The organism is Limnobaculum allomyrinae, assembly GCF_016649425.1.
Lineage (GTDB): Bacteria > Pseudomonadota > Gammaproteobacteria > Enterobacterales > Enterobacteriaceae > Limnobaculum > Limnobaculum allomyrinae.
In genome coordinates, this window is the sequence record NZ_JADRCR010000013.1 from 15,483 (window position 1) to 29,373 (window position 13,891).

At 45.9% G+C, this 13,891-nt stretch carries 9 protein-coding genes and 1 pseudogene; 5 read left to right on the top strand and 5 right to left on the bottom strand.

The annotated features are described in order from the left end of the window. Window positions 1-225: 225 nt before the first annotated feature. The 3 genes and pseudogenes from I2494_RS20735 to I2494_RS18295 all read left to right on the top strand — a co-directional run. Window positions 226-324, top strand: a pseudogene (locus I2494_RS20735) (ESPR domain-containing protein); the annotation flags it as partial. Window positions 325-705: 381 nt separating this feature from the next. Then, window positions 706-4,140, top strand: a complete 3,435-nt coding sequence (locus tag I2494_RS18285) for a YadA family autotransporter adhesin (protein WP_267081342.1) — start codon at window positions 706-708, stop codon at window positions 4,138-4,140. 109 nt (window positions 4,141-4,249) lie between these two features. Further along, window positions 4,250-5,179, top strand: coding sequence for a hypothetical protein (locus tag I2494_RS18295; protein ID WP_218467461.1), 930 nt, complete (start codon window positions 4,250-4,252; stop codon window positions 5,177-5,179). 91 nt (window positions 5,180-5,270) lie between these two features. Here I2494_RS18295 and I2494_RS18300 read toward each other — a convergent pair whose 3' ends face one another. Then, window positions 5,271-6,449 (bottom strand): DUF4056 domain-containing protein, encoded by a 1,179-nt coding sequence (locus I2494_RS18300; RefSeq protein WP_218467462.1) that lies wholly within the window; start codon window positions 6,447-6,449, stop codon window positions 5,271-5,273. 686 nt (window positions 6,450-7,135) lie between these two features. Here I2494_RS18300 and I2494_RS18305 point away from each other — a divergent pair. Beyond that, window positions 7,136-7,708 carry an Ail/Lom family outer membrane beta-barrel protein gene (locus tag I2494_RS18305; RefSeq protein ID WP_218467463.1) on the top strand — a complete coding sequence of 191 codons (573 nt, stop codon included), beginning with the start codon at window positions 7,136-7,138 and terminating at the stop codon, window positions 7,706-7,708. 80 nt (window positions 7,709-7,788) lie between these two features. Here the strand turns inward: I2494_RS18305 and argH are convergent, their stop codons facing one another. From argH to argC, 4 genes are all read right to left on the bottom strand, one after another. Further along, window positions 7,789-9,165 carry an argininosuccinate lyase gene (gene argH, locus I2494_RS18310; protein ID WP_218467464.1) on the bottom strand — a complete coding sequence of 459 codons (1,377 nt, stop codon included), beginning with the start codon at window positions 9,163-9,165 and terminating at the stop codon, window positions 7,789-7,791. A gap of 226 nt (window positions 9,166-9,391) precedes the next feature. Further along, window positions 9,392-10,609 (bottom strand): argininosuccinate synthase, encoded by a 1,218-nt coding sequence (locus tag I2494_RS18315; RefSeq protein WP_218467465.1) that lies wholly within the window; start codon window positions 10,607-10,609, stop codon window positions 9,392-9,394. A 92-nt stretch (window positions 10,610-10,701) separates the two neighbouring features. Next, window positions 10,702-11,475: an acetylglutamate kinase gene (argB, locus tag I2494_RS18320; protein WP_218467466.1), complete on the bottom strand. Its 774-nt coding sequence runs from the start codon at window positions 11,473-11,475 to the stop codon at window positions 10,702-10,704. Between the two features lie 11 nt (window positions 11,476-11,486). Then, window positions 11,487-12,491, bottom strand: coding sequence for an N-acetyl-gamma-glutamyl-phosphate reductase (argC, locus tag I2494_RS18325; protein ID WP_218467467.1), 1,005 nt, complete (start codon window positions 12,489-12,491; stop codon window positions 11,487-11,489). 174 nt (window positions 12,492-12,665) lie between these two features. Between argC and argE the strand changes: the two genes are divergently transcribed. Next, entirely contained in the window at window positions 12,666-13,820 is a 1,155-nt protein-coding gene (gene argE, locus I2494_RS18330) for an acetylornithine deacetylase (protein ID WP_218467468.1), read from the top strand. The last annotated feature ends 71 nt before the right edge of the window (window positions 13,821-13,891 follow it).

A 13,891-nucleotide genomic window follows, 5' to 3' on the forward strand; every position in this document is an offset into this window, starting at 1 on the left:
CCAAAAACAAACCCACTGCTAGCCTTAATTAATAACACAATCAGAATTAGAAAGTCTCTTTATTATCTATAAAAATTCATTTAATTAACAATCAATTAAGTTAGATTGATTTATTTAAAATCAATTTTAATCCTATGGCATTAAATAATTTAAATATGAAAAAATAAAGAGAACACCCGTTTAATCAACATGAAAACACTTTAAAAACGACAGTTGGGGAAAGATATGAATAAAATATTTAGTATATTATGGAATGCATCTTTAGGGTGCTGGGTTGTCGTATCTGAACTTGTACATATTAACAAATCCAACGCCGTTAAAAGAAATAAAAAAGCCAAAAAAAACAAATGTAAAACATCTTTATTAAATAAAAAGGTTCCATTATCTTTACTGGTATTAATACTAGGAAGTATTGGATTTAATTCCTATGCAGGAACAGCAAACTCCTTTTCAGCAGGTATATTAGGGACAGGAGGCCCCGGAGGTTGTTGGAACTCTGCTATAGCGGGTACTGTCGTCGGAAATGGTGGTGTATGCGATGGTGGCGGAGGTGGTGCTCAGACAGGCCTGGTGGCATATGATGGTTCCGGATCCTATGGAGCTTGGATCAACGTACAAGGTGTTAATGCCATATCTATTGGTGCAGGCGGCGCAGGCAAACTGAATATAACCAATACCGGGCTCACAGCATATGCTGGCTTAAATATGAGCACCAACAAAATATCTGGTCTTGCGGCGGGTACAGCACTAACAGATGCCGTAAACCTGAGCCAGCTCAATTCATCTATTTCGTTATTGAGTCAAACAGGCACTCTCTATTTTCATGCGAATTCAGTTCTGGCAGACAGCAATGCTACAGGTGCGAACAGTATTGCCGTAGGTCCATTAGCCAGTGCTTCAGGAATAAACGCTATTGCCATTGGTAATGGTGCGACAGCAACTAAAAATGACAGCGTGGCGCTGGGAGCCGGATCAACCACCGAAGCTGCCGTTGCCACTACCGGCACCACCATCAATGGAACCGTCTATACCTTTGCCGGTGTCGCACCAACCAGCGTGGTCAGTATCGGCACCGCCGGTGCCGAGCGTCAGCTGACCCATGTTGCCGCCGGACAGCTTTCCGCCACCAGTACCGATGCGGTTAACGGCAGTCAGCTGTTTACCACCAATTCTGAAGTCACCAATATCGGTACCAGCGTCACCGGACTCAATACCACGGTGAACGCGCTGAACACCTCCATCACCAATATCAACAACGGCGTTGGCATTAAGTACTTCCATACCAACGCCGTTCTGGCGGACAGCAATGCCAGTGGCACTGACAGCGTGGCCGTCGGATCGGCAGCAACGGCTTTAGGCCTCAGCGCTATTGCCATCGGTAACGGCGCTACCGCCACCGAAGAGGACAGCGTGGCGCTGGGAGCCGGATCAACCACCGAAGCTGCCGTTGCCACTACCGGCACCACCATCAATGGAACCAACTATACCTTTGCCGGTGACGCACCGGCCAGCATGGTCAGTATCGGCACCGCCGGTGCCGAGCGTCAGCTGGCTCATGTTGCCGCCGGACAGCTTTCCGCCACCAGTACCGACGCGGTTAACGGCAGTCAGCTGTTTGCCACCAATTCTGAAGTCACCAATATCGGTACCAGCGTCACCGGCCTTAGCACCACGGTGAATGCACTGAACACTTCCATCACCAATATCAACAATGGCGTTGGCATTAAGTACTTCCATACCAACTCCGTTCTGGCAGACAGCAATGCCAGTGGCACTGACAGCGTGGCCGTCGGACCGGCAGCGGCTGCCTCCGCCACCAATAGCATTGCCATCGGTAACGGGGCCACCACCACCGAAGAGGACAGCGTGGCGCTGGGAGCCGGATCAACCACCGAAGCTGCCGTTGCCACTACCGGCACCACCATCAATGGAACCAACTATACCTTTGCCGGTGACGCACCGGCCAGCGTGGTCAGTATCGGCACGGCCGGTGCCGAGCGTCAGCTGGCTCATGTTGCCGCCGGACAGCTTTCCGCCACCAGTACCGACGCGGTTAACGGCAGTCAGCTGTTTGCCACCAATTCTGAAGTCACCAATATCGGCACCAGCGTCACCGGCCTTAGTACCACGGTGAATGCGCTGAACACCTCCATCACCAATATCAACAACGGCGTTGGCATTAAGTACTTCCATACCAACTCCGTTCTGACGGACAGCAACGCCAGTGGCACTGACAGCGTGGCCGTCGGACCGGCAGCAACAGCTTTAGGTCTCAGCGCTATTGCTATCGGTAACGGCGCCACCGCCACCGAAGAGGACAGCGTGGCACTGGGAGCCGGATCAACCACCGAAGCTGCCGTTGGCACGACCGGCACCACCATCAATGGAACCGACTATACCTTTGCCGGTGACGCACCGGCCAGCGTGGTCAGTATCGGCACTGCCGGTGCCGAGCGTCAGCTGACTCATGTTGCCGCCGGACAGCTTTCCGCCACCAGTACCGATGCGGTTAACGGCAGTCAGCTGTTTGCCACCAATACTGAAGTCACGAACATTGGAGCCACTATTACCAATATCAGTAATGGTGGTGGTATTAAGTACTTCCATGCCAACTCCACTCTGGCTGACAGCAATGCCAGTGGCACTGACAGCATAGCGATGGGGCCAGTTGCCATTGCTTCCGCCACTAACTCCATCGCCATTGGTAATGGTGCTACTGCCACCAGTGACGGCAGTATCGCGTTAGGTCAGGGCTCAATAGCCGATCGTCAGAATAGTATTTCCGTTGGTACCAATGGTGCTGAACGTCAAATCATTAATGTCGCGGCAGGAACTAATGATACTGACGCCGTGAACTATGCCCAGTTACGAGCAATATCAGATGATGCGTTACTTTGGGATCCAACACTGACTGCCTTTAGTGCCAGACACGGTACTACCATGGTTAATAAGATCACCAACGTAGCTGATGGTGATATCAACCAAACCTCAACCGATGCCGTAAATGGTTCTCAACTGTATGCATTAGATAATCGAGTCACCAGTGTAGATAATCGGGTAACCGTGATCGAAGGCAGTATTAGCGGTGGTGGTATTAAGTACTTCCATAGCAACTCAAGTGCAGCAGATTCGATAGCCTCTGGTAATAATGCCGTATCTATTGGACCTAACGCACAGGCCTCCGGTGAAAATGCTATTTCAATAGGTAACGGCGCTACCACCACGGCCAGTAATAATATCGCTCTGGGTAACAATGCTACGGATAATGGGCGTGGAGCAGAAACCTATACGGGTCAGTATTCCGGCTCAAGTAATACCAGTACAGGAACCCTGTCCATTGGAAACGCCCAAACTAATGAAACTCGCACTCTTAGCAACCTTGCTGATGGTCGTGAACAGACTGATGCAGTTAACCTCCGCCAGTTGGACGGTGCCGTAATGCAGGCTAATCAGTATACCGATGCGGCTATTCTAACTATGGGTGGGGACATACAGGAAACTCGTAATATTATTAGTAACATGCAGATTGGAAATAATTATATGTTCCAAACTCACAGCAACAATATCGGCGTCACTCCACAATCTACCGGCACTGATTCCACTGCAGGAGGAGCAGGAGCGCAAGCCACGGGAGAAAACAGTACGGCATTGGGTAGTAATGCTATCGCAACGGCAAATAACTCGGTTTCTCTGGGTGCGAATTCTGTTGCCGATCGGGAAAATACTGTATCGGTAGGAAGTAAAGGACAGGAACGACAAATTACCAATGTCGCCCCTGCTACTAATGATACTGATGCCGTCAACTACTCACAGTTAAAAAACAGCATCGGAAATATAACGAATCAGGCCAATGCTTATACCGATAGTCAGGTATCGAAACTAAGATACGACTTGAATAAGCAAGATGATGTTCTCAGTGCCGGCGTTGCCAGTGCTATGGCCATGGCCAACCAACCACAACCAACATCAGCAGGAAATAGTATGGTAACGCTATCAACCGGTTACTATCGCGACGAATCCGCCCTTGCTTTAGGCGTATCCAAAGTCTCCGAGAGCGGGCGTTGGGTAACTAAAATGCAGGCATCCACTAATACTCAGGGAGATATGGGGGTTGGTGTCGGTATCGGTCTCCAGTGGTAAACAACTCGCATAAGCGGCCTCAGATCCGAGGCCGCTCTTCAGAGTGAATCATGACACCACTAACGTATTGTTATCCCTTTGATTTTTAAATAATGTATGGAGACATATTGTGAAATACTCTTGCCTCGCCACTAATTTGATACTAATGATTTTTTCACTTCTTTCTCTTACTGGCTGCGATCAAACTTTGGATATTCCTTGGTTAAATAACAGCCAGAATAAAAATCAGCATAGCTATACTCTGGATATTCCTGCGTTACCGTTAATTCAGGATGCAATAGCGTCTATGGAGCTCACATTCGAAAATGACAAACAGAATTTAATGATTAAAGAAGTTTGCGCATTAGCACAGGAAAAGCTGACTCAGGAACAGGTTAACAGTTGGCTAAAAGATCAATCTATTGATATGACCAAAATTCCGGCTAAAGGTAGCAGCATGTCTTTGCTGGTCAATGGCGATAAAGTACAACAAAATGCAGCATGTGCCGCCTATGTGGCAACATCTGCGCTATCCCTGGTAAACTTTGCAGACTTTTCTGTTGTTATTCCCTCAGCAGATAGTAATAACAGAACAAATCCGGAAGAAAACGCCACATCAATATCAGTGTCCAAAGAGAGCATTGATAATAAAAAATTAACGCAATATCTGACAACAAAACTGACGGTCGCCAAAGCCAACAGTGACTTTTATGCTTTAATTGCCCTTGAATTGCAAAAGCTGCCGCCACAAACAATTCCGGAATATAATAATAAGATAAAACAGATATTTACTAAGCTATCCCCACTTTATCTGGAACACATCAATACGCTATATCAGCATAATGGAATTCAGTATCAAGTCATTACCCTGAATGAAAATGAACTCAATTTTGTCAGTAGTGATGGATATCATTTCATGCGCAGTTCTGACGGGCTTATCTTTAAATACAACGATATTCCCTGGTATGGTAGCGGCTATTTGATGGGTAAATATTACACATTGAATTCAAACTATTACAGTAATGCCCTGATTAATAAATTAACACAGATAGACAAATAAAATTCAGTGATGAAAAGCTAAATTCAACGGAGGATAGTCATCACTATCCTCCGTTGAATTTTATCGCTCAATAAGCCGGAAACTTAATCTATTAATCCTTTTTCGCCACTGCATCATGAGAAACATGCGGAGGCATCACACGAACTGAACGAAGTTCACTTTCATCTATAATTTGAGCCTGTTCAGCCAAAGCGGAAAAATCTCTCACCGTCCAATAACTATCTGGTACTGGTAGCCGCTCCATATTATCTCCAGGCAAAAGACGGAACTCACCAATCTGATTGAGCACAATACCTTGCCATACATCAGGCAAACTCAGACGTAACAACTTATCGGTTAATAATGAATCATGAGAAGGAAGACGATTACTCCCCGTATCATAATTACGATAAAGCACTAAGAATTTCTCCGGTACCCGACGCTGGCTATCCCACCATTTTCCATCCAGTAACATAAATTGCCGCTTAGTCCCTTCATAAGATTCAGCACCAAGCTGTTCCAGCGCTTTTGGTAGTAATTGAGTCATAGATTGTTGGTACTGATCCAGACTGCCGGCATGTCCCTGCAGAATAGACGTTAACGCCAATCTGGAACCTAATAAATTAGAATAGAGATCTTCAGGAGAAAAACCCGAAACTTCCTCGGAAAAACCGGGAACGTCTAACAGACCATACCATTGAGCTATCTCATGCCAGGCCGCCATCTGAAAGGCGAGCTGTGCGGCTAAATAGGCGCTTAGGGTATAACGATCTTCCGGGCTGGAGGGCGGTGTAAAAGCGGTAAACACAAACTGACGTTTCGCCAACTCATCACCCAACTCCAGTTGCCATGCCTGCCCCAGACGAGGGTAAATTTGACTGAACAAATAGAACGTATTATCCGCGGTATCACGAACATGAGCGATATCCAGAAAACCACCCCTATCGGTATAGATATGCCCTACTCGCTCATCAGAAACGTTTAACAGATTTGCGGCGGTATCTAACAGACTATCACTGTAATGATGGGTACCCAGCTTATTAGCTTCAACAATATTGCCAATTTGGTAGACCGGTAGTGGGATACCAATAACACTAACCCCCAGGTTATAACCAAATGCACAACAAGGGCGTAAGCCATCAGGTGGATTTATAGGAGCTATTACCGGATAAATCTGACTGGCAGATTCCACTGGAACCATGGAAAGATCGGGTTCAAAAGTGGTTATTGGCAATACATCATTTTTACAGGCGGTCAGCAGTAACAGAAATAGCAAACTAAAATAGCGCATTAAAAAAGCCCCTCGGGCTAAATAAAAAATCATCAGAACCGTATTATTTCCTTGCCGCTATTATATCTGGCACGCTCAGAAAAATGGATAAGAATCGAAAACGCCCACTCTTGCCGATAATTATACCGTAAATAATAATGATTTAATGATGAAAACAATCTAACTCCCAATAAATAAATATAATAATATTCCTTTCGCATCTAAATAATAACAATAGTAAATATTTCACAATTCCTATGCCTCATAAAAATTCACTATGTTTATTTATAAGATCTTTTTATATAATGCCGCCGTTATAAATCTTGAGGATTGTAGTAAGTAATGAATTAATTAAAAGTCACTTATGTAATCATTCTTACGAATTTCAGATGAATCCTATAAATAGAACATTATCAATGCATTATATTAAATAGCGAACTGATAATGTCGCTAAGATTCGCTGAAATCATTTACTTAGATGCAATGAATATCTTCGATATTAATTAACATCTGTTTTAAATTTAATTCTGAAATATAAAACAGAGATTTTAAAAATCAATATCAATTTTTTGATAAAAAACAGGATGAACCATTTAGCCAGATAAAAGATATAACCTTTTGTTTTAAACAAGAATCTATTTCCAGAATTTTTACAATAGCATAAAAGCAGTCCGCTTTTAATATAAACATTACCAGGAGGGTAATTAATGAATAAGGCTATTCTATCAGCAATAATGTTGCTGACTTTAGGTTCCACTCAAATTTCTCAGGCACAGGATCACACCATTACGTTGGGTTATTCTCAAAGCCACTTTGAAGAATTTGGCGGCGTTAATGGTGTGAACGTTAAGTATCGCTATGAGTGGAACTCCCCATGGAGCGTCATCTCTTCCTTCACCTATATGGACGGTAATACAGAGAAAAATTATCAGCGCAGCAACTACAATGTAAAAGCGCATGGTGATGTGGATTACTATTCATTATCTGTTGGCCCTGCTTATCGTATTAATGATTATGTTAGCCTGTATACCTTACTTGGCGTAGCCACTGGTACGTTTGATTATTCTGCAGACAAATACAGTAAACAAAATCAATATATGTACCATATGAATAAAGATGGTAGTAAACACAAGACTACATTTATGTATGGTACCGGAGTACAAGTTAATCTGATGGAAAACTTTGCTATCGATGTTGGTTACGAAGGTACCCATATGGAATATCAGGGCATGCAATTTACCTCCAACGGTTTTAACGTTGGTGCTGGTTATCGCTTCTAATTTCCATTCTGGTTAAAAAACGAAAGCCCGTAAACACCTGATGATTTACGGGCTTTTTTATAACAACATGATGGTCAGAATCAGATATCTAATCGAACTTTAGCCGCATCAATTGCACTGGCAACTTGTTGTGGGTTAACTCCACCTTTAGCACAACGTTTCTCCAGACAGGATTGCAGCGATAACGCAGGATAAACATCTTCATCGATTACCGCATTAAACTGTTGAAGCTGAGATAATGACAATTCCTCTAAAGCTTTACCCTGCTTAATCGCTTCCAATACCGCAGATCCTACAATATGGTGAGCTTCGCGGAATGGAATACCTTTAGCTACCAAATAATCCGCCAGCTCTGTCGCATTAGCATAGCCTTGTTGAGCCGCTTCCTGACAACGTGGGCGCTTAACCTGAATACCATCCAGTACCAGCACCGCCATATGCAGGCAGTCCAGCCAGGTGTCCAGCGCATCAAAGATACCTTCTTTGTCTTCCTGCATATCTTTGTTATAGGCTAACGGCAGCCCTTTCAGGGTCATTAACATACCGCTGAGAGCGCCCTGCACGCGCCCACATTTACCGCGAATCAATTCCAGCGCATCCGGGTTTTTCTTTTGTGGCATCAGAGAAGAACCTGAAGTCACCCGGTCAGATAATTCAACAAAACCAGATTCACCGCTGTTAAAGAAAATCAGATCTTCAGCAAAACGGGACAGATGTACCATGCTGATAGAAGCATCAGACAGTAACTCCAGCACATGATCCCGGTCAGAAACGCTATCCAGGCTGTTGCGGGTTGCTGCACTAAAGCCTAACCAGCCTGCTAACTGGTCGCGGTCAATTGGATAAGCCGTTCCGGCTAATGCACCACTACCCAGCGGGCTGGTATCCATACGCTTTAATGCATCCTGCAAGCGACTTTCATCACGGGCTAACATTTCGGTATAGGCCAGACACCAATGGGCAAAGGTCACCGGCTGAGCACGTTGCAGGTGAGTATAGCCCGGCATTACTGCATCCTGATTCTGTTCAGCCGTTATCACCAGCGCTTGTTGCAGCTCTTTTACCGCATTTAGCAGCAAACTAACCTGTACCTTGCACCACAGTTTTAAATCAGTGGCTACCTGATCGTTACGGCTACGCCCGGTATGCAGTTTTTTACCTAAATCGCCCACTTTGCCAATCAACTTCTGCTCTACCCAGCTATGAATATCTTCTGCATCGCTGGTTAAAATAGCTTCCGGCTCAGCCTGAACTTCAACTAACAGCTCATCTAACGCTTTTTCTAATTTTTTTTGTTCTTCAGCCGTTAATACGTTGACCGTCACCAGCGCTTTTGACCATGCTACAGAGCCAATAATATCCTGCTCGGCTAAGCGATAATCAAAACGCAGTGAATCATTAAACAGTTTAAAACGCTGATCTGCCGCCTGGCTAAACCTGCCGCCCCACAATGCCATATTTTTTACTCCTGAAAAATCAAAGCAATACCTATCACTTTGGATTGATGACTATAACCACATCAACGCTGACGTTAACCCGCGGCTAACTCAGTCTCTGCATTCTTATGGCAAAATCTACACTAAAGTGAAAATAAACAACATGCTAAAGTAAAAGGGCGATACCAATATCGCCCTTTTATTATAAAACCCAATCGTTGAACCAAATTAGATCAAGTTAAAAGAACTATTTCTTCAACTCATTCAGCGCACGAATCCGGCCAGATAGCGAGAACAACCGAATAAAGCCGCCTGCATGACTGTGATCGTAAACTTCATCTTCCCCAAAAGTAGCAAACTCTTCAGAGTAGAGGCTGTTAGATGATTTCTTCTGAATCGCTGTTGCCTGACCTTTATACAGTTTAACAACCACTTCGCCATTCACATCCTGAGCCAATGACTCTGCGGCAGCCTGAAGTGACTTACGCAATGGCGCAAACCAACGGCCATCGTAAACCACATAGGCCATTTCCAGACCTAACTGCTCACGCCATTTGAAGCTATCACGATCCAGTACCAGTTGCTCTACACCACGTAGCGCGGTCACCATAATGGTGCCTCCCGGGGTTTCATAACAACCACGGGATTTGATACCAACCAGACGGTTCTCAACAATATCGATACGGCCAACGCCATGCTTAGCGCCCAGCTCGTTTAATGCTTCCAGACACTTGAATGGACTCATTGCTTTGCCGTTTACGGCGGTTACCCGACCTTTTTCGACCGTTACAGTGACCAGCTCTGCCTGATCCGGTGCATCTTCAGGAGAAACGGTCCACACCCAACAATCTTTATTCGAAGCATTCCATGGCGTTTCTAACACACCACCTTCGGTAGAGATATGCCACGCGTTTTCATCACGGCTATAGATTTTTTCCAGTGAGGCAGTCGTCGGAATATTACGCTCTTTCAGATAGGCCAACAGAGCCTCACGGGAACGCAGGTTCCATTCACGCCATGGCGCAACCACTTTCAGATGAGGTGCTAATGCTGCATAGGTAGTTTCAAAACGCACCTGATCGTTACCTTTACCCGTTGCGCCGTGACACACCGCATCGGCACCCAGTTTCAACGCCAGTTCAACCTGAGCTTTTGCAATCAGGGGACGAGCCATTGAGGTGCCCAGCAGATAGCTGCCTTCGTACAGTGCGCCGGTTTGCAGAACCGGATAAACATAATCTTTGATAAACTCTTCACGCAGATCGACAACGTAACAAGAGGAAGCACCAGAATTCAGTGCTTTCTGCTCCACGCCTTCCAGATCTGCACGCTCCTGACCGATATCCGCCACAAACGCCACGACTTCACAATCACCATAGTTTTCTTTTAACCACGGAATAATTGCAGAAGTATCCAGACCGCCGGAGTATGCTAAAACAATTTTTTTAATACCACTCTTATTCATCACGAATTCCTTGATTGCTAAGTCTAAAAGTTATTCAGTTACTACTGGTTAATTAATATCTTACTGTTCTAAATCTACTCTGGCTGTATCTGTCAGGCCAGAATACGGGTTCCGACCGGAACGCCATTAAATAGTGCGGGCAACTGCTCGGCATTACGCCAGCTGGCAATATCCACCGGACGCCCCAGCGAACGGGCGGCATCCAATGCGGCATTGACTTTAACCACCATACCGTCAGTAATAATGCCCTGTGCAATCAGCTTTTCGGCTTTATCTGCAGTAAGTTCAGCTATGCGCTGCCCTTTTCCATCAAGAATACCGCTGACATCGGACAACAAAACTAAATCAGCCCCCAGCGTCGCAGCCAGTGCAGTCGCGGCCTGATCTGCATTAACGTTCATCAACGCACCTTCTGGCGTAATACCAATGGAGCTGATAATGGGTAAGTAATCACTTGCCAACAGCGTTTGAACCAGTTTATTGCTACCGGCTTTGGCTTCACCTACGTGACCTAAATCTTCAGAAAGCTGACGAACTTCCACCATATTGCCATCCGCAAGACACAGGCCAATGGCATTAATATCGTGTTTTCTGGCTGCGGCCATCAGGGTTTTATTCGCGGTTCCGGCCAGCGCACCTGTAATAGTTCCGATTTGGTCTTCCGGCGTAACGCGCAAGCCATTACGACGGATCACCGGCAGAGTCAGCTTTTTCATCAGTTCATCAACCAGACAACCACCACCGTGTACAATCACCAACTGACGCTGATGTTTTTGCTTATAGGTTGCCAGAGCCACAAACAGACGTTCCATTGCTTCATCACTGTCCAGCAACGCACCGCCAAGTTTAATAATTAATGGATTCATCCTTCTTCTCCCTAGAGCAAGGACTGGGTTTCATTGAAGCCAAAGCGTAAATTCATACACTGTACGGCCTGGGCTGCGGCACCTTTCAACAGATTATCTTCTGCCGACACCACAATAATATGTTGACCATCAATGGCAAAACCGATGTCGCAAAATGGTTGACCAATCACTGATTTTAGCGCTGGCATCCCTTTTTCATAGACCCGGACTAACGGTTTATTGTGATAAGCATTGTAAAATGCCGTATTAACCTCTTCTTCACCAACGCCCGGCTTTAAACGACAGGTAATGGTCGCCAGGATCCCACGAGGAAAATTGCCAAGATGAGGGGTAAAAATTACCGGAATACCTAAATGTTCGGCAATTTCTGGCTGATGACGGTGAGTAAACACCCCATAAGGCTGAAGGCTGACTTCGCAAAAACTGGTGGTCATACTGGCCTTACGCCCCGCGCCACTAACGCCGCTAACGGCATTGATCACCGGCCATTGCTGCACATCCAGTAATCCTGCGTCAACTAATGGCTTAAGCGCCAGTTGTGATGCTGTAGGATAGCAACCGGCAACCGCCACCAACTGTGCCTGTTTAAGCTTTTCAGTTTGCCATTCCGCCAGACCGTAAACGGCCTTTTTCAGCCAGTCGCCGTGTTGGTGAGTAAAACCATAATAACGCGTATAAAACTCCGGTGAATCAACCCGGAAAGCACCAGATAAATCAAACACTACGCAACCCGCAGCTAAAAATTGCGGCGCAAGGTCGTGACTGACTTCATGGGCTGTAGCCAGAAATACCACGTCTACGCCTTTTGCTGCTTCAGCTACATTGGTTAATGGCTGAAGGGGTAAATCCACCAGCCCCTTCAACTGTGGATGCAAATCTGAAAATATTTTTCCCGCATCAGCACTCTGCGCTGATACCATCAATCCTTTGATATTTACCTCAGGATGACGGCGTAAGTACGCTGCCAGTTCTGCACCGGTATAACCACTTGCGCCGACGATAAGTGTCTCAAGCATAAAATAGACCTGTTTAGTTGCGTACAAGGTTTGGAAACAACGGTACGCTTACGGTAATGTGGACGAATATTGCTTAAGGTACGAAATTCTGTTCCCTTAGACAATCCCTTATTGTATTTTTATGCAAAATAAATGAATTTATATTGAATTAACCCGCAAAACAGGCCGTGAATTGTGAATAAAACATTACCCTCTTTTATCGAGTTGTACAGTAAGTTGATTGCCACACCAAGCATTAGCGCTACCGATGCGGCGTTGGATCAGAGCAATGAGACACTCATTAACTTGCTGGCCGAGTGGTTCACTACACTGGGATTTAAGGTGGAAGTACAGCCAGTCCCCGATACCCGCAATAAATTTAATCTGTTAGCCTCTCTTGGTGCCGGGCCTGGTGGCCTGCTATTAACCGGCCATACGGATACCGTTCCCTTTGATGACGGACGCTGGACCCGCGATCCTTTCACCCTGACCGAACATGACAACAAGCTATACGGTTTAGGAACCGCTGATATGAAAGGCTTCTTCGCTTTCATTCTTGATGCCTTAAGAGATATCGACAGCAGCAAACTCACTAAACCACTGTATGTGCTGGCCACTGCGGATGAAGAGACTTCAATGGCGGGAGCCCGGTACTTCTCCTCCACCAGCCATTTAAAACCGGATTGCGCGATTATCGGTGAACCCACATCGCTTCAACCCGTACGCGCCCATAAAGGTCATATTGCAGAAGCTATCCGCATTACCGGCCAATCGGGGCACTCCAGCGATCCATCCCGCGGAATTAACGCTATTGAACTGATGCATGACGCTATCGGCCATTTGATGGTACTGAGAGATTCACTAAAAGAACGCTATCACCACCCGGCCTTTGCTATTCCATATCCGACGATGAACTTTGGTCATATCCACGGTGGAGATGCCCCAAACCGTATCTGTGCCTGCTGTGAACTACATATGGACATTCGCCCATTACCAGGTCTTACTCTGAATGATTTAGATGAACTGGTACATCAGGCTCTGGAACCCGTCAGTAGCCGTTGGCCGGGGCGGGTGGCTATTGAGCACCTGCACAGTCCTATTCCTGGTTACGAATGTGCTGCTGACAACGCACTGGTTCAGGTAGTAGAGAAACTGGTTGGCACACCGGCCGAGGTCGTTAACTACTGCACCGAAGCGCCTTTCCTGCAGCAAATGTGCCCAACCCTGGTACTTGGGCCTGGCTCTATCGATCAGGCACATCAGCCAGATGAGTTTCTTGCCACCTCTTTTATTCAACCAACCCGCCAGCTTCTGACTCAGGTTATCCACCACTTCTGCGCAGAAAAATAATACGCTATTTATCTTACATACCACCCCGACTTATCCGGGGTGGTATGTATCTTGTATGGTACGAAAGTAGA

Coding starts and splice junctions, on each gene's coding strand:
- I2494_RS18285 (WP_267081342.1), top strand. CDS start 706: ATGAGCACCAACAAAATATCTGGTCTTGCGGCGGGTACAGCACTAACA.
- I2494_RS18300 (WP_218467462.1), bottom strand. CDS start 6,449: ATGCGCTATTTTAGTTTGCTATTTCTGTTACTGCTGACCGCCTGTAAA.
- I2494_RS18305 (WP_218467463.1), top strand. CDS start 7,136: ATGAATAAGGCTATTCTATCAGCAATAATGTTGCTGACTTTAGGTTCC.
- argH (WP_218467464.1), bottom strand. CDS start 9,165: ATGGCATTGTGGGGCGGCAGGTTTAGCCAGGCGGCAGATCAGCGTTTT.
- I2494_RS18315 (WP_218467465.1), bottom strand. CDS start 10,609: ATGAATAAGAGTGGTATTAAAAAAATTGTTTTAGCATACTCCGGCGGT.
- argB (WP_218467466.1), bottom strand. CDS start 11,475: ATGAATCCATTAATTATTAAACTTGGCGGTGCGTTGCTGGACAGTGAT.
- argC (WP_218467467.1), bottom strand. CDS start 12,491: ATGCTTGAGACACTTATCGTCGGCGCAAGTGGTTATACCGGTGCAGAA.